At 68.9% G+C, this 19,043-nt stretch carries 17 protein-coding genes; 8 read left to right on the forward strand and 9 right to left on the reverse strand.

Annotated elements, in window-relative coordinates; genetic code table 11:
• Positions 1 to 208: 208 nt before the first annotated feature.
• Together A176_RS07095 and A176_RS07100 are read left to right on the forward strand one after the other, a co-directional pair.
• On the forward strand, positions 209 to 883 hold the full coding sequence (locus tag A176_RS07095) for a hypothetical protein (protein WP_002634757.1): 675 nt from the start codon (positions 209 to 211) through the stop codon (positions 881 to 883).
• A gap of 211 nt (positions 884 to 1,094) precedes the next feature.
• A complete protein-coding gene (locus A176_RS07100; protein ID WP_002634755.1) occupies positions 1,095 to 2,756 on the forward strand; it encodes a PAS domain-containing sensor histidine kinase in 1,662 nt (553 codons plus the stop codon).
• Here the strand turns inward: A176_RS07100 and A176_RS07105 are convergent.
• On the reverse strand, positions 2,725 to 4,845 hold the full coding sequence (locus tag A176_RS07105) for an ATP-binding domain-containing protein (protein WP_044889545.1): 2,121 nt from the start codon (positions 4,843 to 4,845) through the stop codon (positions 2,725 to 2,727). The genes A176_RS07100 and A176_RS07105 overlap by 32 nt on opposite strands.
• Before the next feature lie 92 nt (positions 4,846 to 4,937).
• Here A176_RS07105 and A176_RS07110 point away from each other — a divergent pair, with 92 nt between their 5' ends.
• The 3 genes from A176_RS07110 to A176_RS07120 all read left to right on the forward strand — a co-directional run bounded on the left by A176_RS07110 (position 4,938) and on the right by A176_RS07120 (position 8,738).
• Complete coding sequence (locus A176_RS07110) at positions 4,938 to 5,852, forward strand: spermidine synthase (RefSeq protein ID WP_044889544.1); 915 nt, start codon at positions 4,938 to 4,940, stop codon at positions 5,850 to 5,852.
• 68 nt (positions 5,853 to 5,920) lie between these two features.
• Entirely contained in the window at positions 5,921 to 6,244 is a 324-nt protein-coding gene (locus A176_RS07115) for an excalibur calcium-binding domain-containing protein (RefSeq protein WP_021781078.1), read from the forward strand.
• 55 nt (positions 6,245 to 6,299) lie between these two features.
• Positions 6,300 to 8,738: an AAA family ATPase gene (locus A176_RS07120; RefSeq protein WP_002634747.1), complete on the forward strand. Its 2,439-nt coding sequence runs from the start codon at positions 6,300 to 6,302 to the stop codon at positions 8,736 to 8,738.
• A gap of 56 nt (positions 8,739 to 8,794) precedes the next feature.
• Here the strand turns inward: A176_RS07120 and A176_RS07125 are convergent, their stop codons facing one another.
• Complete coding sequence (locus A176_RS07125; protein WP_002634745.1) at positions 8,795 to 9,187, reverse strand: LysM peptidoglycan-binding domain-containing protein; 393 nt, start codon at positions 9,185 to 9,187, stop codon at positions 8,795 to 8,797.
• Positions 9,188 to 9,439: 252 nt separating this feature from the next.
• The gene (locus A176_RS07130) at positions 9,440 to 9,688 is read right to left on the reverse strand and encodes a hypothetical protein (protein WP_002634743.1); all 249 of its coding nucleotides are present in this window, start codon (positions 9,686 to 9,688) and stop codon (positions 9,440 to 9,442) included.
• Between the two features lie 269 nt (positions 9,689 to 9,957).
• On the opposite strand from A176_RS07130, the gene A176_RS07135 reads away from it, so the two are divergent.
• Together A176_RS07135 and ypfJ are read left to right on the forward strand one after the other, a co-directional pair.
• On the forward strand, positions 9,958 to 12,708 hold the full coding sequence (locus tag A176_RS07135) for a M16 family metallopeptidase (RefSeq protein WP_002634741.1): 2,751 nt from the start codon (positions 9,958 to 9,960) through the stop codon (positions 12,706 to 12,708).
• Between the two features lie 109 nt (positions 12,709 to 12,817).
• Positions 12,818 to 13,687 (forward strand): KPN_02809 family neutral zinc metallopeptidase, encoded by an 870-nt coding sequence (gene ypfJ / locus A176_RS07140; protein WP_002634739.1) that lies wholly within the window; start codon positions 12,818 to 12,820, stop codon positions 13,685 to 13,687.
• 48 nt (positions 13,688 to 13,735) lie between these two features.
• Here ypfJ and A176_RS07145 read toward each other — a convergent pair whose 3' ends face one another.
• A complete protein-coding gene (locus A176_RS07145; protein ID WP_044889543.1) occupies positions 13,736 to 14,128 on the reverse strand; it encodes a hypothetical protein in 393 nt (130 codons plus the stop codon).
• 91 nt (positions 14,129 to 14,219) lie between these two features.
• Between A176_RS07145 and A176_RS07150 the strand changes: the two genes are divergently transcribed.
• Positions 14,220 to 14,408, forward strand: a complete 189-nt coding sequence (locus A176_RS07150) for a hypothetical protein (protein WP_002634735.1) — start codon at positions 14,220 to 14,222, stop codon at positions 14,406 to 14,408.
• A gap of 14 nt (positions 14,409 to 14,422) precedes the next feature.
• On the opposite strand, the gene A176_RS38575 is transcribed toward A176_RS07150, so the two are convergent.
• From A176_RS38575 to A176_RS07175, 5 genes are all read right to left on the reverse strand, one after another.
• Positions 14,423 to 15,019, reverse strand: coding sequence for a hypothetical protein (locus A176_RS38575; RefSeq protein WP_044889542.1), 597 nt, complete (start codon positions 15,017 to 15,019; stop codon positions 14,423 to 14,425).
• A gap of 45 nt (positions 15,020 to 15,064) precedes the next feature.
• Positions 15,065 to 15,679 (reverse strand): STAS domain-containing protein, encoded by a 615-nt coding sequence (locus tag A176_RS07160; RefSeq protein ID WP_226994227.1) that lies wholly within the window; start codon positions 15,677 to 15,679, stop codon positions 15,065 to 15,067.
• Between the two features lie 300 nt (positions 15,680 to 15,979).
• Positions 15,980 to 17,293, reverse strand: a complete 1,314-nt coding sequence (locus tag A176_RS07165; RefSeq protein ID WP_002634729.1) for an acetamidase/formamidase family protein — start codon at positions 17,291 to 17,293, stop codon at positions 15,980 to 15,982.
• A 68-nt stretch (positions 17,294 to 17,361) separates the two neighbouring features.
• Positions 17,362 to 18,003 carry a glutathione S-transferase gene (locus A176_RS07170; RefSeq protein ID WP_021781076.1) on the reverse strand — a complete coding sequence of 214 codons (642 nt, stop codon included), beginning with the start codon at positions 18,001 to 18,003 and terminating at the stop codon, positions 17,362 to 17,364.
• Positions 17,978 to 19,009 (reverse strand): zinc-binding alcohol dehydrogenase family protein, encoded by a 1,032-nt coding sequence (locus A176_RS07175; protein WP_002634725.1) that lies wholly within the window; start codon positions 19,007 to 19,009, stop codon positions 17,978 to 17,980. Before A176_RS07175 ends, A176_RS07170 begins: the two co-directional genes overlap by 26 nt.
• Positions 19,010 to 19,043 lie beyond the last annotated feature (34 nt).

Below are 19,043 nucleotides of genomic sequence, written 5' to 3' on the forward strand. Positions count from 1 at the left end.
GGACCTCCGGGTTTAGTTGGAAAACGGGTGTATACAATAGCGTTGCATCAGAGTCAGGAGGTTTGTGGTTGTCACATGTCTCTGACGTGACGAAGTGTTGATGGTGCATTGCGCCAAGCAATGCCGCGTTGCGGCATGGCCGTAATGCATTGCGCTATCGGACGGTGGGTGGTTGCCGCTCCACGCCGTGCGCGGTATGCGGAGACCTATGGCCGTGAATGCATGGAGAAAGGGCCTGCCCGGCATTGTCGTGGCATTGGCGCTCGTCGTGGCGGCGTTGGTGTACGCGCTTCGACCGGAGGCGGAGCAGGTCACGCCGGCGGTGGCCGTCCAGGAGCCGGTGGCGCCGCAGGCCGCCGCGCCGCACGGTGCCCGCACGCCGGCCCCTCCGCCCCGGAAGACGCCCGTGCCGGCGCCGGTGGACCTGACGCGGCCGCCCGAACCGGTGGAGGACGAGAACACGCCCAAGGTGCACCCGGTGGACCTGCAGGTGATTCGCGCGAGGCTGCCGGACAACCTCTACTGGGACATGGCCGCCCCCACGAAGGACCCGGCGGTGCTGGAGCGGCGTGAGGCGTCCACTCGCCACTGGAACGAGCTGTACGGCAAGGTCCTCTCGGCGGAAGCCTCGGTGGAGCAGATTCGCGAGTACTACGGCCACCGCCGCAAGGTGTCCGAGGACTTCATCACCTTCTCGCAGGCGGTGCTGTCCCAGTACGACGACGTGCTGCCGGACCGCGACCGCGGCCTCTACGAGTTGAGCATCGACATGCACCGCACGCGGCTGGCGGAGCTGCCGGCCCAGGAGCAGGACGCGATGGAGCGCCGCGAGGCCAGTGAGCGCCGCCGCGAAGCCTGGCGCCAGGGCCGCCAGGAGCCCTGAGCGGGGCCCGGTGTCTGTTCAACGATGGACACTTCGGTGAGGGCTTGCGCGTCCTCGCCGGGGCCTCCGGAGGCAGCCCGCGCCGGACGGCGCCGAGTGTCCGCTGTCATGCAGATTTCTGGCGCGTGACAGTGGGGCGGGCGCGGCGGAAATGTTAAGCGGCTGGGACATCGCCTTGGCCCGTTCTCTCCCCGACCGCGTGGACGCACCCTTGACCGGACAGGACCCTGCTGGCGACAGCCGCCATGGGTCGGACGCCACCGGGCTGGATACCGCCCTGCTGGACCAGATGCCGGAAGCGGTCGCCGTCTGCTCGCTGGACGGGGCATGCCTCCACGTGAACCCCGCCCTGGAGCGGTTGTTGGGCCGGCCGGGACAGGACCTGCTGGGGCGCGTGCTCTGGGCGCTGCATCCGGAATGGACGGAGCGCTCCTTCCAGGACCGCTTCCAGCAGGTGGCGCGGACCGGTGAGCCCGCGGAGTTCGAAAACCATGTCGCGCCGGTGGAGCGCTGGTTCGTGCTGCGGCTGCTGCGCAGCCATGCGCGCGTGGTCCTCTTCTGCCGCGAAATCACCGCGGAGAAGAAGCAGGAGGCGACGCTCCGGGCCCTGTACGACGAGATGCGCCGGGCGCAGCGCCACGCGGCCTTCCTGGCGCAGGCCAGCGAGGTGCTGGCGTCGTCGCTGGAGCACGACCTCATCCTCCAGCGCCTGGCCCACCTCGCCGTGCCTGTCCTGGCGGATGCGTGCTCGGTGGACCTGCCCATGCCGGACGGACAGGTGCGCCGCGCCGCCATGGCCTACGCGAAGCCGGAGCTGCAGGTGGTGGGTGAGGCCTTCCAGACGCGCTTCCCCGTCCGGACGGAGGACCCGGCGGGGATTGGCAAGGTCCTGCGCGTGGGGCTCACGGAGTTCGTCCCGGACTTCGCCGCCGTGCTGGCGTCCTCGCAGGGTGGGGACCTGGAGTACCGGCGGGCCGTGGAGTCCCTGGGCATCACCGCGTACATCATCGTCCCGCTCATCAGCCGGGGCCGGGTGCTGGGCGCGTTGACGCTGCTCAACTCGGAGTCGCGGCGCCGCTACACCGAGGCGGACGTGCGGCTGGCGGAGGACCTCGCCCGGCGCGCCGCCACGTCGCTGGACAACGGGCGGCTCTACACGGAAGCGCAGGAGGCGGTGCGCGCCCGGGACTCCTTCCTGTCGGTGGCGTCACACGAGCTGAACACGCCCCTCACCTCGCTGATGCTCAACATCCATGCCCTCCGGAGGGACATGGAGCCGCGCGCGGGGAGCGCCCCCGCGTCCGTTGACGCGCTGACGGGCAAGGTGGTGGCCGTGCAGCGGCAGGTCTCCCGCCTGTCGAGCCTGGTGCGCGAGCTGCTGGACGTGTCCCGCATCACCGCGGGCCGGCTCGTCCTGGAGCGCGAGGACCTGGACCTGGCCGCGCTGACCCGCGAGGTGGTGCCTCGGTTCTTCGAGGACGGGGTCCGGGCGGGTTGTGAGATTCACCTGGACGCCCAGGGCCCCGTCCTTGGCCACTGGGACCGGCTGCGTCTGGAGCAGGTGCTGCAGAACCTGCTCTCCAATGCCATCAAGTACGGCCGGGGCAGCCCCATCGAGGTGCGGGTGGGCGCGGACGACACGCAGGCCTGGCTGTCCGTGAAGGACCACGGCATGGGCATTCCGCCGGAGGGGCGCGCGCGGCTGTTCCAGCGCTTCGAGCGGCTGGCCAGCGAGCGGCACTACGGCGGGTTGGGCCTGGGCCTCTGGATCGTGAAGCAGATTGTGGACGCCATGGACGGCCGCATCCGCGTGGAGAGCACGCCCGGCCAGGGCTCCACCTTCACCGTGGAGCTGCCGCGCCCTCCGGGGTGAGCAGCCGCGAGCGCACGCCCGAGGACACCACCCACAGTTGATGGGAGGTGCGCGTCACGGCCACGTGGAGGCGGCGGCGGGACTCGTCGTCCACCGGGTAGGCCCGGGCCGTGGCATCCGGGAGGATGACGTAGTCGAACTCCAGGCCCTTCACGCTGCCCACGTCGGTGACGTCCACGCCGGGCTCGAAGGTGAACTCGCCGTCGCTCACCCTCCGGGCCCAGGGCTGGTCTTCGACGACGCGGTAGATGGCCTGCGCGGCCTCCGGGCTGCTGGCGATGACGCCCACGGAGGCATGGGGTTCGCGCGCGACGAGGTCGCGGAGGGCCTCGCCGATGAAGAGCTGCGCCTGGGCCTCGTCCGGGAAGTGGTGGAAGCCCACGGGGGCGCCCGCGCGGCCGTTGACGGGGGCCTCGGGGGCCTGGTCGCCCAGCACCTGCCGCGCCAGCTCCACCACCGGGCGCGGGCAGCGGTAGGAGACCTGGAGCCGGCAGGTGGCGGCGTCGCGGATGTCCAGCTCGTTGAGGACCGAGGACCACCCGGCGAAGCCCGCGTCCGTCTGTTGCATCTCGTCGCCCGCGAGCGTGCAGCTTCGTCCCTTGCCCAGCAGTTGCCGCACGGCGAAGAGCTCGAAGAGGGAGAAGTCCTCGGCTTCGTCGAGCACGACATGCGCCAGCCGCTCCAGGCCGAGCGAGGTGTGCTGGGCCTTGAGGAACATCAGGATGGGGAGGTCATCCAGGTCCACGGTGCCCGCCATCGCGTCGGGCGTGTCGTCTTCGATGGAGCGCCCGTCCACGGTGACGAGCCGCTCCGCGTCGGTGATGTCCCGCAGCGCCTTCGCCAGCGGCGTGGCCGTCTGCAGGCGCGTGTGCTCCATCGTCTCGTCGATGGCGGTGAGCGGCAGCTCGCCCTTGGCCGCGTGCACCACGCTGTCGAGGAAGCGCCGGTCCAGGTACGCGTCCGCCAATCGCTGGCGCAGCCGCTCCAGCGTGGTGCCCCCGTCTGTCTTCGGGACCCCCACGCGCGCGGCCAGGGCCCGGCGCAGGGCGGGGTGCCGCTTGAGGCGGGACACCAGGGGCGGGGTGTCGTGCCACAGCTTGATGCCGGGCAGGTTGAAGGCGGAGCGCGCGGTGGCCAGCAGCCAGGCATCGCGCGTCTGCACCGCCACGTTGCCCAGGCCCAGCGGCGCGAGCAGCCTGCGGGACAGCCGCGCCAGGCCCTCCTCCGGGACGATGAGCTTCATGCGCGCCTGGGGGAACTTCTGCGGCTCGTCGAAGGCCAGCTTCGCCAGCCGGTGCAGGGCCACCGTCGTCTTGCCGCTGCCCGCGCTGCCCAGCACCAGCAGCGGCTGGTCCGGGCCGGTGGTGACGGCTTCGTACTGCTCGGCGTCCAGCATGGCCGTGACGCCGAACGCGTCGTCGATGTGCCGGGCGCCCTTGCCGGTGCCGAGGAACTCCGGCCGCGCCGCGGTCCCCGCGCCGCCCGATTGGAGCGTGGCGAAGTCGCGGCTCACGCTGCGCCACGCGCCACCCTCGCCGCGCTCCAGCACGAGCGGCCCGGTGATGATGCGCGTGAGCACGCCGCGCTCGATGACGACGAGCCGGCGCGTCTCCACGTTGCCCTCGGCCAGCCGCTCACCGAAGTACTCCTCGTAGTCGTCGCCTTCCTCGTAGCAATAGAAGACGCGCGCCACGGGGGCGAAGCGCCAGTCGATGACACGCACCCCGGCGCCCACGTCCGCGAAGGTGGTGCGGCCCAGCAGGTAGTCGCGCGTCCCGCCCGTGCCTTGCAGCCGCAGGTGCGCGAAGTAGGGCGCGTGCGGGTCCGGCAGCTTCGCGGTCTCCTGGCGCTCCATGAGGGAACGCAGTTGGTTCATCTGTGCGAAGATGTGGGGCAGGTCCGCCTCGGCGGCGGTGGACGCATCGTCGCGGAGCACTTGAAGCTGGGCGACAAGTCCCTGACTGTCCTGTCCGCGTGCGGACTTGCGCCGCGCGGCTTCCAGCGTGGACTGAACACGGGCCAGCAAGGCCTCTTCCTCGTCGATGATGGCGCGGGCATTGTCCGGCAGCGGCGCCTCGGCGTGGCTCATGCGCGGCAAGGTGAACCTCGGCGACGTAGGCGTCAACCTGTTGTTTTTCCTAAGAGAAATGCTGTCTTTTTGGTACTCTGTACCTTGGAGGGATGGACATGCTCCGAGTGGCCCAGCGACTCGTGCTGGTGGGGCTGGTGGTCCTCGCGTGCTCCGCCTTCGCGTCGCGCAAGGTCCTGTATGAGAAGGCATCGCCGTACACGCTCGTCTCGGTGACGGAGGACGACGAAGGCCGGCGGTATCTGGGCTTCGACGCCTCTGGCGCGTTGCAGAGCGTGGTCCGGCCGGGCAAGCCGCTGGACCTGGTGCTGCCCTACACACAGGTGTCGATGGCGGGGCTGGCCTACGTGCCCGCGCCCAAGCGCATCCTCATCATCGGGCTGGGGGGCGGGGCCATGCCCATGTTCCTGCGCAAGGTGGTGCCGCGCGCGCACATCGACGTGGTGGACATCGACCCGGACGTGGTGAAGGTGGCGAAGGCCTACTTCGGCTTCAAGGAGGACGCGCGCCTGAAGGCCCACGTGGGTGACGGGCGGGCCTTCGTCGAGGCGAAGCGGCCCGCGTATGACCTCATCTTCCTGGACGCGTATGGGCCCGACAGCATTCCGGAGCACCTGGCCACGGTGGAGTTCCTGGCGTCGGTGCGCGCGAAGCTGACGCCGAACGGCGCGGTGGTGGGCAACGTGTGGGCCTTCCCGCCGAACTCGCGCTACGACGCCATGGTGCATACGTGGCAGGTGTCCTTCAAACAGCTCTCCGAGTTCATCGTGCCCCAGAGCTCGAACCGCATCCTGGTGGGCGTGGGCTACGAGGAGAAGGTCGCGGTCAAGACGCTGGAGGCGCGCGCGGAGAAGCTGGAGCGCGCCCACGGCGTGCCGTTCGACCTGAGCGGGCTGGTGGACCGCGGCTACACGGACGCGACGGAGCGCAAGCCGCGCGGGCGGGTGCTGAAGGACGCGGACATTCCGAAGCCCGCGTCCGCGACGACGCCGTCGCAGGCCCGCTGAGCTTCGGGGAAAGGCCATACCTCGCCAGGGGTATGGGTGTGGAGGCGCATCCCCGGTAGACACAGGGGATGCGTTCCATTGCAGGTCTGTTCATGGCCGTGTCGGCGGTGCTGCTCGGGGCCTGTGGCGAGGTCTCCCCGGGGCGCTGTGTCGACACGAACTGTGAGGACTACACGTCCCAGTCCGCGGCGCAGGCGGCCTACGAGGCCGACCCGGAGTGCCGCGAGGACCTCGACGCGGACAAGGACGGCGTGGCCTGCGAGGAGGATGGGAACAGCGTGCGCTGGTGCCCTTCGACCTCCGCTTGTGGCTGCTCCAACAAGAACAAGAGCGCCTGTGGCGGCGACCCCTGTTGCCGGTGGGTCGTGGGCTCTGGCTGTGGGTGCCGGTAGATTGGCACGCGTGAGGCCGTGCTTCGTGGTGCGTTTCTGAATCGCTGGGGGACATATGCGCGTCATCAAGGGAGATACCGTCATCCACCGCAGGTCGCGGGAGGTGGGCATCGTCGAGCGCCGTGACGGAAACCACGTCGTGCTGCGCTGGCCGGAGCGGAATGGTCAGCGTGAAACCATTGCTCGGAACGATGTGCAGTGCCTCGCGGAGGTGATGGCGGAAGCGCGCCAGGCTTCAAAGCTCTTCAGTACGACGTTGAGCCTCACTGGAACCTCGACCCTGGCGGACCTGGTCTCCCGGTTTGGCTATTCGACGGGGCAGATGCGCAGCGAGTCTCTGCGAAAGGTCCGCACGCAGCTTCAGCGTGCCGGGTTGCAGCTCGACACGGAAGACGACAACGAGCGGCGAGACTCGCGGTTCTGGCTCACCCTGCTCGATTTTCCTTCACCCGATGAATCGGGCCCCGACGTCGAGCCTTCGCAGGCGCATCTGCGGCAGGTCGCACTCCCCGCGCTGTCCTGGCCCCAGGCGGTGGGCCTGGCCTCGCACCGCGAGGTGGCGCTGCTGCGTGCGTTGACCGAGCGGGAGCCACTCCTGTGCGTTCTACACCTCTCCGATGCGGCGGCGGACGGGGGCTGGCTCCAGGCCACCTGGGAGGCGCTGATGACCTGGGCCTACCGCTCGGCGCAACGCTTCGTACGGCGGTCCTCCACGGAGTTCGACGCCACGGTGCTGCTCGGTACGTCCGCGTTGCTCCAGACGCACCTGGCGCCCTCGTCGCTCGACACGCACACGGGCCAGATGCAAACGGAGCCTCGGAGCCTCAACCTCATCACCGTCCGGCGTGATGCTGAACTCCCGGTCGACTTCGAGCGTCTCAAGGCGAGCTGGCCGGGTCCTCTCTTCGAGTTCTTTTCGCCGGAAGGCGCGGGCGAGCTGGAGGGGAGCCGACGCGCCATCGAAGAGGTGCTCTACTTGCTGGGCGGGATGTCCGCGCCAAGCGAGACGCACGGGAGCCCCAGGTTGTCGCCAGTGCGGCTGGCGGTCTGGGCGCGCGAGTCCGCCGAACAGTTGCTCGCGCGAGGTTCGGCGTGTGTCGGGGATGTCTTCTCGCGGAGCGGTGCGTCCAAGCTGAAGGGCAGTACCGAGGGGGAGACGTCGCTGGCGCTCAAGGCGCTGCTGGCGGACTGGCTCCTCGCGCGGGACCCCCAGGTGAAGCTGACCTTCGAGGTCGTGGAGGGCCGGGAGGAGGGCGATCGGCGCATCGACCTGGTGGTCGAGGAGCAGGGGCACTTCGAGGTCGAGAGCCTGCGTGGCTCGGGGCCCATGGAGCACTTCATTCATCAGAAGGTCTTCGCCAGGCGCCGGGACAAACCCTTCACGCTCGTCGTGCCCAACGACGCGCTCCTGTGGGCCGGCCCCTATCTGGCGGACGTCGCCTTTCATTTAGGGGCGCAGGGGCGAGTGTTGGTTCCTGGCGCGGAGCATGTCTGGCTCCAGCTCGAAGGCATCCGGCTGGCGGAGAGCGCCTCGGAGGTGGAGCCACCGGGAGTGGCCGCCGCGGAGGACTTCGTGCCCGAGCAGGGACGTTCTCCGAGTGTGGAGACCTTGAAGCTGAATGACATCGCGGGGTACGCGGAGCTGCGCCAACGCATCGACCGGCAGGTCATCTGGCCGGAACGCCACTCTCGGTGGCTGAGGGGCATCTCCCGCTCACCGGGCATCTTGTTCTTCGGTCCGCCGGGCTGCGGGAAGTCGCGAATGGCGAAGGCCATCGCGGGGGAGTTGGAGCAGGAGGTCCGGCTCCTCGCGCCCTCGGATTTGCGCGGCGAGTACATCGGGTGGGGGCAGATTCGCGTCCGGGAGCAGTTCAACTGGCTCGCCGAGCGAGAGCGGCGCATGCTCGTCATCGACGAGTTCGATGCCATCGCGAGGTCCCGCCGGGGTGACCAGATGCACTCGGATGATAAGTCGACCGTGAACGAGCTGTTGGTCCAACTCGACAAGGTCACCCGACTGGGGCGCATCGTCGTGGCGACGACGAACCACATCGACGCGCTGGACGACGCTGTCTTGAGGACCGGACGTTTTGGCAGCTTCGTTCCCGTGGGGCCGCCCGATCTGGCTGCGGCAGGGGAGATCCTCGACTTCTACCTGCAGCGATTCGCGCGCGTGGCCGCCGAGCAGCCGCACCTTCGCGTGTCCATTCCGACCTGGAATGAGCTGCTGCCGCTCCTGAGCTCCTTGATGAGCGCCAACGCCTCGGAGTCGCGGGCCTTCAGTTGCTCGGACCTGGAGGCCGCCGTGAATCATGTGGTGATGGACCAGATTCGCGTGGCCATCGAAGGGCGCTCCAGCGGCGGGCAGCCGGCCATCAACGTGAGCATTCCGGCCAATGCGCTCATCGATGCGCTGCAGTCGGGGCCCCGATCGATTCGTCCCGAGGCGTTGGAGGGCTTCGAGGACGAAAAGGCACGTTACTGCGGGCGCTGAAACTTCACGAGGCGGAGGGGCCGCCATCCGCGCGGCCCCCTGCCGCTGCACCAATGTCACGCGTTGGCGATGGACTTCGGCGGCAGCTTCAGCACCTGGCCGACCTTGATTTTGTCGGGGTCCTTGAGCTGGTCCTTGTTGGCCTCGAAAATCTTCGGGTACAGCTTCATGTCGCCGTAGATGTCCTTGGCCAGCTTGCTCAATGTATCGCCCGACTTGACGGTGTACAGGCCGTACGGCGTCTCGTGCGTGACGGTGAGCATGACCATGACTTCGTTCTGCCAGTTCGGATGCCTGGCTTTGATCTGGTCCCACATCCGGTCACGGTCCCAGCCGTAGTCCACCGTCCCCTTGATGATGAGCTTGCCGTTCTCCTCGCGCGACTCGACCTTGGCGCCCACGTTCTTCGCCACGTCGAGCACGTCTTGATAGTCATTCTGCAAGGCCATGGTGTCTCCCTTTCGCCGGCACTCCCCGGAGCGGGCGCAGTGCCAGGCGGGCGCAATCTAGTCACCCTCGGAACGGCCTCTGCCGTCCACGAACGGAGACACAAGGCGTGTGGCGGGCGGTCAACAGACGGAGCTTCGCGCCCTGTTCAAACGTACGGCAGTCGATGGCGCACCCAGTCCCGCGAGGTGAGTCACCCGCGGAAGGCCGGCGCACTGCCCCGCAGCGCCGGGTTCCGCGCTGACGACAGCGGGTCAAGGGCAGTACTGCACCGTGCATTCGTGGCGCTGCTCGACGCAGACCTGCACTTCCTCGAAGTCCCCACGGGCCCGTCGCAGACAGGCCGTATAGGTCGTGTGACAGTCTTCACAGGTGACGAGCGCTGCCTGCTCCGACGTGGCGTGGGTCTCCAGGGCCCCGGGCTCTTGCATCGCCTCCGTGCCGCCGCATCCCGCCGCCATGATGAGTCCCGCCAATACCGCGCCGATTCGTGCCACGCGCATGCTGCCTCCTCAGTGTGTTCCGCGTTAGTGACGCATTACGAGGATGGCAGGGAAACAGGTGTCACTCAATCGTGCGCCAGCGGCCAGGCAGGCTTGGCCCGGGGCGTGCGCGGATGGTAGAGATTTTTCGCCCGTCTGGCCTTGCGCCCAGGGCCTTGCTGGTCGAGTCACGCACCTGTCCCATTGCAATTGAATGTCATTCGCGCCCGAGGGGGAGGCGGTGGGCGAGGGCCTTCCGTGTCGCTCCCGGGTTTGTATCTGGAGCCTGGATGTTTCCCCCGCGAGTCTTTGCGAGTCCCCTCTGGCGGCCCGGTGCCGCCGTCGTTGCCCTGGCGCTGCTGCTGAGTGCGTGCGCCACGCTGCCGGAGCGTGGGCAGATCGTCATGCGTGACGTGTCCTTCCCGTTGCGCGACTTCCGTCTGCCCTCCGGACTTCGCGTGGTGGTGGAGCAGGACGCCCGGTCTCCGGTGGTGGCGGTGGTCGCCGTGGTCGGGGCGGGCGGTTCCAGTGATCCCACAGGCAAGGAGGGCCTGGCCCACGTCGTGGAGCACCTCGCCTTCCGCTCCCGCCACGCGGGGGGGCCTTCGGTGTGGACGCGCCTGGAGAACTCGGGGGCGGGTCACTACAACGCCGCCACCAGCCTGGACTACACCTCCTACGAGACGCTGGCGCCGAAGGAGTCCCTCCCCCTGCTGCTGAAGATGGAGGGGCAGCGTCTGTCCTCGCCGCTCGCGGGCGTGACGGCGGAGGTCTTCGCCGTGGAGCGCGAGGTGGTTCGCAACGAGCTCCGCCAGCGCAACGAGACCGGGTACGTGGGGCAGGTGTTCAGTTGGATGAACGCCGCGGCGTTCCCCGCGGGTCATCCCTATGCCCGTCCCCTCATCGGAACCCATGAGACGCTGTCCGCGCTGACCCTGTCGGACGCGCAGCGTTTCGCCCGGGCGAACTACCGGCCGGACAACGTCACCCTGGTCATCGCCGGTGACGTGAACCTGGAGTCCGTGGAGGCCATGCTCCGGGCGAACCTGCCCGAGTCCTGGGTGGGGACGGGCGCGCCGTTGGCGCTCGAGGCGCGGATGCCCGCCCAGGCCGCGGCGCCGTCCACCACGCCGCCCCAGAAGTCGATGCCCGCGTTCACCGCCGCGGTCCCGACGCCCGAGGTGTACCTGTCGTGGGTGCTGCCGCGCGGCTTCGAGGAGGCCAGCGCGGTGCAGGACTTCGTTCGCGCCATCCTCCGCCAGAGCCTCTATGGCGCGCAGCGCAGTGACGGGGACATCGCCGGTATCTCCACCAACCTGATTCCGGGAACGCGCGCCTCGCTGCTGATGGTCCGCGTGACGCTCAGCCGTGGAGACGACCCGGCGCGCTCGGCGGGGAAGGTCCTGGACCAGGTCCAGAACGCGTGGACGCAGGAGATTCAAGCGGGTGGGGTGCTGGGCCGGGAGTTCGACTTCCAGTCGATGCGCCGCCAGGTGGTGACGGGCATGGTGCTGGAGTCCGAGGACCTGCTGGCCCGCACGCATCGCCGGGCGCTGCTCACGCACTTCACCCAGGACGTGCGCTCCTACACCCGCTCGCAGATGGCGCTGATGGGGCTCGCGGGCGGCAAGGTGACGGACTTCTCCTACCAGTGGCTCCAGCGGGAGCGGGCGCGCATCATCGTCGTACGGCCCGGGGAGACGCCGGGAGGCGTGGCGGCCAGCATTCCCACGGACGCGAACACGGAGGCGGCGTCCTCGAGCGCGCCCTCCGAGCGCGTGACGCCGTCCATGACCACGGCGCTGGCTTCGCCCATTCACGCGCTCAAGCTCGACAACGGGATGGAGGTGCTGCTCGTGCCGCGCCCGGGGCTGCCCGTCGTGCGGATTGGCGCGGCGTTGGGCGGTGGTTCGTCGTACGGCGACAAGCCGGGCGTGGCCGACCTCGCCGATTGGGGCTCCTTCCGCGAGTCCTGGTTCGAGGGCCGTCCCAGCGACTGGGGTCTGCACACCTCCGGCTCGTTCCGGCGCGACCACCTCCGGGTGGGCATCTCCGGCACGGCGGGCAACGTCGGCAACATGCTGGCGATGTTGGCCGAGCAGCTCGACAGCACGCGCACCTCCGAGGCGGTGGTCCGCTACTTCCGGGAGCAGGTGCTGCCCTGGCGTGAGGCGGTGGACAGCTACCCGGAGATGGTGGCCGAGCGCCACCTGCAGAAGGCGCTCTACGGCACGCACCCCTACGCGCGTGAAGCCCGCGGCGCGGACCTGGGGCAGGTGTCCTGGACGGAGGCGGAGGCCTGGATTCAGGACGTGTACCGGCCGGCGAACACGGTGGTTGTCATCGCGGGAGAGTTCGACGTGAAGGAAGTCGAGGCCCTGTCGCGCAAGTATCTGGGCGGCTGGAGCCGGGGCAAGCCGAAGCCCGTCGCGGTGCCGTCCGCCCCCGAACTGCCCACGGCGCCCTCCAAGTTGCTGCTCACGCCGCGTCCTGGCGCCAGTCAGGCGCAGGTGCAGTTGGCCTGCCGGCTTCCCACGGCCACACCGGAGCAGGAGGCCCGCTATGCCCTGATGGCGAACCTGCTGTCGGGAATGTCCACGGGTGAGATGCGCTCGCGCCGTGGGGCGACGTACGGCTTCTCCGCGCAGCCCTGGCTGGGGCGGGGCGGCGCGGCCCACCTCGTCCTGGAGGGCGCGGTGGATGCGCAGCGCATGGGTGAAAGCATCAACTCGGTGCGAGCGCTGCTCGCGGGCTTCGCGAAGGACGTGCCGGCCTCCTCCCTGGAGCGGGCGCGTGCGCAGTTGTTGGCGGGGCAGTCCGTCTCCTTCATCACCTCGGAGGCCTGGGTGAACGCGTTGCTGACGGCGCGCGTGCGTGGCTTCGAGCCCGACGCCGTGACGCGCCGGCCCGCGCTGCTCCAGGCGGTGACGGCCGAGGCCCTGCGTCAGGAGTTCGAAGGCTGCCAGCAGCGGCTCGTCGTCTCCATCACCGCCGACGAGGGGCAGGCGCGGTCCGCCGTTCAGGCCTTGTCCCTGCCGTAGTCCCCGTCGCCTCCCTGCCCGCTGTCCGTCCCGCCACTCGGGCGGGCGGTCTCCATGTCCGTGTCCCCGGCTGCTTATCTTGAAGCGCCGGGGACACGGAGGGGGCCGCATGCGCTGGCAAGGGGGACGTCGCAGCTCGAACGTGGAGGACCGGCGGGGCCTGGGGCGCCCGCTGGCGGTGGGTGGCGGTGCCGCCTCCATCATCGTGGCGTTGCTGGTGCTGCTGCTGGGCGGAGACCCCTCCGAACTCGGACTGGGCGGCGGTGAGGACCCCCGCGTGGCGCAGGGCACCGGCGGCTCGGGACAGCAACCCTTGGACCCCCGGCAGGAGGAGCTCAAGGACTTCGTGTCCGTCGTCCTGGCGGACACCGAGGACACCTGGCCGGCCCTGTTGAAGGCCGAGGGCGTCCGCTACGTGCAGCCCCGGCTGGTGCTCTTCACGGGCGCGGTGCAATCCGCCTGCGGCTTCCAGGAGAGCGCGGTGGGGCCCTTCTACTGTCCGCCGGACCAGCGCGTGTACCTGGACCTGGACTTCTTCGACGAGCTGGACCGCCGCTTTGGCGCGCCCGGTGATTTCGCGCAGGCCTACGTCGTCGCGCACGAGGTGGGGCACCACGTGCAGAACCTGCTGGGCATCTCGCGGAAGGTCCAGGCCCTGCGCGGCCGCGTGTCTCCAGAGGAGGCCAACGCGTTGTCCGTCCTCCAGGAGCTTCAGGCGGACTGCTTCGCCGGCATCTGGGCCCACCATGCCCAGCGCGAGCGGCAACTGCTGGAGGCGGGAGACGTGGAGGAGGGCCTGGGGGCCGCGTCGGCCATCGGTGACGACACGTTGCAGCGCCGCGCCCAGGGCTACGTCGTCCCCGAGTCCTTCACGCACGGCTCGTCCGAGCAGCGCGTCGCCTGGTTCCGCCGGGGATTGGAGCAGGGCACCCTGGCGGCGTGCGACACCTTCAATGCCCCGGCCTCCCGCGGACGCTGACACCCAGGCCGCGTTCCCCAAGTGGGCGACGGCGGGCCTGGAAGAACCTCAGTCCAGGTAGCCCCAGCGGTCCTCTTCGAAGACGTAGAAGGGGCGCCCGAAGGGGATGCGGTCCGTCCAACCCAGCACATGGTGGGGCGCGTCCTTCGCGCCGCTCACGTCGTACGTGAAGCCGAACGTGGGGCCGCTGAACTTCGCCGGAGGAAGCTTCGGCACGAAGCCTGGGACAAGCTGTTCGAGGGAATCGGGGAGCGTCCCGTGCTTCGCCTCGAAGGCGCGGCAGGCCGCGATGAGGACCTCCGCGTTGCGCTGGGCCCGCTCGCCGTCCTTCCGCCCAGGCCGGAGCGTCATGTACAGCGTCTGCGCCACGCCCGCGGTATTCCGCACGAGCGTCGCGGCGGTGGTGACGAGCCGATGAAGGACCCCGGTTGCTGCCGCCAAGTGTGCCTCCCTGCCAGGGCCTCACCATCGCACGCGCGGCGCCGCGAGGGAGGTCCTGACTGCCTATCTTCTTCCGGAGGAGGACAACGCGATGCCAGACATCGAAACGCAACGGCCCCTGGTCGAGCCGTCAGACGACGCCCTGGAGTGGCAGGACCGCTACATGGAAGAGGAGCCGGGCCACACGCCGGGCAGCGCGGAGGGCGATGACGACGACACGCCGCTCCGAAGTCACCCTTACCCAGACCCGGACCACACGCCGGGCCGGGCCGAAGGCTGAGCGCTGGCCCCGCGCTACCACTGCACGACGTAGGTGCAGGCGCTCGCGCCCTTGTGGCGGCAGCCCGCCGAGACATCATGCGTGAGCGTCGCCTGGGGCTCGAAGCGCTGGGCCATGCCCTTGATGAGGCCCATGTCGAAGCGGCACGGATAGGGATTGCTCACCACCAGGTGGGCTTCGTTCTTTCCCTCCACCGCCTGGAAGGCGTAGTGCCCGATGCCATCCAGCATCGTCCCCGTCACGGGGTTGAACATGTCCTTGCCGTCCTTGCGGTGGTTCATGTGGTAGGCGACGTCGATGGAGGCCAGCGCCGAGCGGATGTCCCGGATGTTCGCGGGGAACACGGCCTTCTGCGGCACGATGGACCCGACCTTCTCCAGGCCACGGCCTCCCAGCAGGCTGTCGATTTTCTTGTACGCCTGGAGGTAGTCCTCCAGGGGGTACCAGGTGTTGACGTCGATGACGAGGTTGCCTTGCGCGTCGCGCGCCTGGACCTTCATCGTCTCGAGCAGGACGCCGAGCAACACGCTGAAGGACTTCACGGCTTCGACGACGGAGGCGACGCTTGCGCCAGAGGCGGCGATGCCGCGCCAAGGGGAGTCAGGGGTCATGGAGGGCTCGGAAGTGGGCTGGCTGTCGCGAGGAGGCGTGTCTGACTACCGACCCGTGGCTTCGAAGGCCCGGTGGGTGCTCTGCCCGCGCAGATAGAGGAAGCACTCCTTGAGGCCGTCACGCAGGCTGCCCAGCGTCTTGACGTCTCGGAGGTCCACGCCAATCTGTGTGAGCGTCTGGGCCACGAAGGGGCTGATGCCCGTGACGACACAGTAGGTGCCGAGCAGCCGCGCCGCGTTCACCATCTTGATGAAATGATTCGCGGTCGCCGTGTCCACCACCTCCATGCCGGTGATGTCGATGATGGCGCAGCGGGCCTTGCCCTGGGAGATGCGGTGCAGCAGCCGCTCCGTCATGTCCACCGAACGTTGCGTGTCCATGACGCCGACGATGGGCAGCGTGAGGATGTCCTCCCACAGCTCGATGATGGGCGTGGACAGGTCCCGGATGGCCAGGCGCTGCTGCTCGATGGTGCCGAGCTTCTCCTCCAGCTCGCGGCGCGCCGCATCGAGCTTCTGGATGGACTGCTCGTTCGCCTGCACGGACGCGTGGAGCTGGCGGGCGAAGAGGTTGATGGTCTCCTCGAAGGAGGAGAACGCGTCATCGCGCGAAATGGGGATGAGGTGCTGCGCCGGGTCGAATTCGCCGAGTGAAATCATGGCCAACACATCGCGGATGCGTTCGATGCGGTCTGTGTCGACAGTGAGCGTCTGGGAATCCGCCGATGGCTGGGTCATGAGATGAGCAGGCAGGCTGAACAGGATGCGGCCTGTGGGGAAGCTGCCGCGAATCCGGTCGGCGTGATTGATTTTATTTATGCCGGAAAAAAGTCTGCACAGCAACGGGTGGGCGCTGACCCGTTTGAGATAATGAGAGAGATTGGCGAGGACATGGAACCGGGCTGGGTGGGGAATCGCCGGTAGAGCTGTGTTTCACGGTGATAAACCAACAAGTCCGGTTCAGGGAGGCGGCAAGGGCTTCAGGCGGGCGAGGCGTTGCTTCTCCAGGCTGGCGGCGACGCCCACGTTCCGGCCCGCGAGGTTCGCGACCCGATACTGCGCTGACGTGCCGAGCACCTGAGCGCATTCGGAGAGGGAGAGGCCGTAGTCCTGTTCCAGCCACTGCGTCAGCCCGGCGGTCGCCACGCGGAGGGCGTCATCCAACGAGCCCGCCTGTCCCAGGGCGATGATGTGCGTGGGCGACTCAATCCGTGGCGTGGCGATGGACTTTCCTGGCAGGACGTCCACGGCGAATTCGACATCCATGGAGGTCTCCAGCGCGAACTGGGAGGTTTCACCATCTCCCTGCGCCGCATGGGCATCCCCCAGATAGAGCAGGGCGCCGGGTTGAGACACCGGAAGGTAGACGGTGTTGCCTTCCACGAGTTCGTTGAAGTCCATGTTGCCACCGAAGCGACCGGAGTCTCCGGTGGAGAAGGGCGGAAAGCCAAACGCGGGGGCGACGGCCAGTCCTCCGAGCATTGGGCGCAGGGGGACGGTGAAGTCTTTCATTCGCGGTGAAGGTGATTCAGGCCGTGCGACACCGCGCTTCCGGTCGAGCTTCCACCGCACGGGTTTGCCCAATCCCTGGGCCTGTGCCTTGGCGGCGAGCCTGGGGCCCATGGCGCGGCCCACGAGGTCGTCCAGGCTGTCGGCGGTGTCGCGGTTGAGGCGCAGGCGCTTGAGGTGGACGACCAGGGTGTCTCCATCGGCGGCGGTGCCCACGTAGAAGGGGCCCGTCTGCGGGTTGCCGAAGAGCGCCCGGGTGACGCCTTTCTCATCCACGCCGCCGGAGTCGAGCGTGCGGGTGTTCACGGAGTCTCCGGGCCAGAGGGTGAGCACGGGCGGGAGGTCCGCGGAGAACGTGTTGGAGAACGTCGTCGGCTCGAAGTCGTGGTGCCGAGGCGGTCCGGGTGGGCGCATGGGCACGGCGCGTGCGGTGAACGGGTGCGAGACGCGTGCCTTCGGGTCGTTCGTTCCGGGCCAGTCGGCTTCACCCGTCAGGCCGTCTGCGCGCGGCGTCGCGGTGTACGCGTAGCGGGCGCCGCTCTTGCTGGTGACGACGAAGTGAAGGTGCCCGTCCGAGGACGTCCCTTCGAGCGGGTCCCCATCCAGCGAGCCGCGCAGCCGCTCGCCTTCGCGCTCCAACCACAGTCGTTGATGAAGCAGGTTCCCGTACACCCGCGTGGTGAGCACCCATTCTTCACGGGGCTGCGGCTGGGCGAGCAACGTCGCGGGGACAAGGCACAGCAGCAGGGGCAGGAGCTTGGGCATGAGCTCCCGCCGTACGGCTCACGAAGCAATGCATTGCGGGGCGACCGCGGATTCGCGGCCGGGCGTGCTCAGAAGTGGCGTTTCAGCACGGCGGCGACGTGCGGGTTCTTCTCGGCCTGCAGGGCCACCGCCATCAGCGCGGGGCAATGCGTCTTGAACCAGTCGCGGCCTGGGCGCCAATGCGTCATCGTCGTGATGTACAGGTCCAGTCCGCTGAACCGTGTCCCGAGTACGTGGGGGGCTCCCACCTGTGCGTTGATTTCCCGCCAGAGGTCGGCGCGGCGCGCCATGACAGTGTCGTGCAGCCGGTCGGCCGCGGGGCCTGCGAGCGTCCACTTGGGCGGGTCATCGCCAAAGGTGAAGGTGGGGTACACCGCGCCCACGAGGCGGAGCAGCAGGTGGAGGAAGCTCACCCGTTCAGGCTCGTCGGCGGAAGGCGCGAGCTGTCCCTGGGGCGCGACGTCGTGCAGGTGCAGGAGCATCGCGGCGCTCTCGGTCATCACGCGGCCATCGGGAAGGACCAGGGTGGGCACCTGGCCCAGCGGGTTGAGCTTCAGCAACCGGTCTCGCCCGGGCCCCGGCTCCAGATAGGGCAGGTCCGTGAGTCGGTGTGGAACGCCGCTGATGCGCAACGCCATCTCGATGATGGCGGAGCCACAGCCCGGTGAGCCAATCAGTTCGTACTCATTCATGCCCAGAAGGGTAGCCACTCAGGACAATCTTGCCCACGGTCCGTCCAGATTCGATGGCCGCGTGGGCGCGCCGCAGGTTGGCGGCGGTGATGGGGCCGAAGTCCTGCGTCATCGTCGTCTTGAGCGTCCCCGCGTCCACCAGCTCCGCGACGCGGTTGAGGATGCGGTGCTGCTCCAGCGGGTCCGCCGCTTCGTACAAGGGCCGGGTGAACATCAGCTCCCAGTGCAGCGACAGGCTCTTGCGCTTCATGGAGCCGATGTCCAACGGCTTGCTGGGGTCGTCGATGAGTCCCAGGTGCCCGAAGGGCGCCGCCAGTTCGACCAGCTCCGGGAAGTGGCTGTCCGTGGCCGTCAGGCTCGCAATGTAGCGGACGCCCTGGGGCGCGAGCTTCTGGAGCTGCGGCACCAGTGACTGCCGGTGGTCCACCACGTGGTGCGCCCCCATCGACTCGCACCAGGACGTCGACTCCGGCCGGGACGCGGTCGCGACGACGGTGACGCCCGCCAGCTTCCGCGCGAGCTGGATGGCGATGGACCCCACGCCCCCGGCACCGCCGACGATGAGCAAGGTGTCCTGGGACGGCGCCTTGGAGCGCGGGATGCCCAGCCGCTCGAACAGGAGCTCCCACGCGGTGATGGACGTGAGCGGCAGCGCCGCCGCCTGGGCGAAGGACAGCGAGCGTGGCTTGTGGCCCACGATTCGCTCATCCACGATGTGGAACTCGGAGTTCGTCCCAGGCCGGGCGATGGAGCCCGCGTAGTAGACGGCGTCCCCAGGCTGGAACAGCTTCACGCCTGGGCCGACGGCGTCCACGACGCCCGCGGCATCCCACCCGAGGACGCGCGGAGTGGCTTCGACCTTCGGCTTGGGGGCGCGGACCTTTACGTCCACGGGGTTCACCGAGATGGCTTCGACGCGGACGCGCAACTCGCCCGGTCCGGGCTCCGGCGTGGGCAGCTCCACGTCGATGAGGGCGTCCGGATTGTCGATGGGCAGGTACTGGTGCAGGGCAATGGCTCGCATGCGGGCCTCCTTGCGAGCACCATTGTCCTCATGG

Origin of the sequence: Myxococcus hansupus (assembly GCF_000280925.3) — a bacterium.
GTDB lineage: Bacteria > Myxococcota > Myxococcia > Myxococcales > Myxococcaceae > Myxococcus > Myxococcus hansupus.

Excerpts from the sequence above, each read along its gene's own strand:
- A176_RS07095 (WP_002634757.1), top strand. The coding sequence starts at position 209 with ATGGCCGTGAATGCATGGAGAAAGGGCCTGCCCGGCATTGTCGTGGCA.
- A176_RS07105 (WP_044889545.1), bottom strand. The coding sequence starts at position 4,845 with ATGAGCCACGCCGAGGCGCCGCTGCCGGACAATGCCCGCGCCATCATC.
- A176_RS07110 (WP_044889544.1), top strand. The coding sequence starts at position 4,938 with ATGGACATGCTCCGAGTGGCCCAGCGACTCGTGCTGGTGGGGCTGGTG.
- A176_RS07115 (WP_021781078.1), top strand. The coding sequence starts at position 5,921 with ATGCGTTCCATTGCAGGTCTGTTCATGGCCGTGTCGGCGGTGCTGCTC.
- A176_RS07120 (WP_002634747.1), top strand. The coding sequence starts at position 6,300 with ATGCGCGTCATCAAGGGAGATACCGTCATCCACCGCAGGTCGCGGGAG.
- A176_RS07125 (WP_002634745.1), bottom strand. The coding sequence starts at position 9,187 with ATGGCCTTGCAGAATGACTATCAAGACGTGCTCGACGTGGCGAAGAAC.
- A176_RS07130 (WP_002634743.1), bottom strand. The coding sequence starts at position 9,688 with ATGCGCGTGGCACGAATCGGCGCGGTATTGGCGGGACTCATCATGGCG.
- A176_RS07135 (WP_002634741.1), top strand. The coding sequence starts at position 9,958 with ATGTTTCCCCCGCGAGTCTTTGCGAGTCCCCTCTGGCGGCCCGGTGCC.
- ypfJ (WP_002634739.1), top strand. The coding sequence starts at position 12,818 with ATGCGCTGGCAAGGGGGACGTCGCAGCTCGAACGTGGAGGACCGGCGG.
- A176_RS07150 (WP_002634735.1), top strand. The coding sequence starts at position 14,220 with ATGCCAGACATCGAAACGCAACGGCCCCTGGTCGAGCCGTCAGACGAC.
- A176_RS38575 (WP_044889542.1), bottom strand. The coding sequence starts at position 15,019 with ATGACCCCTGACTCCCCTTGGCGCGGCATCGCCGCCTCTGGCGCAAGC.
- A176_RS07160 (WP_226994227.1), bottom strand. The coding sequence starts at position 15,679 with ATGATTTCACTCGGCGAATTCGACCCGGCGCAGCACCTCATCCCCATT.
- A176_RS07165 (WP_002634729.1), bottom strand. The coding sequence starts at position 17,293 with ATGCCCAAGCTCCTGCCCCTGCTGCTGTGCCTTGTCCCCGCGACGTTG.
- A176_RS07175 (WP_002634725.1), bottom strand. The coding sequence starts at position 19,009 with ATGCGAGCCATTGCCCTGCACCAGTACCTGCCCATCGACAATCCGGAC.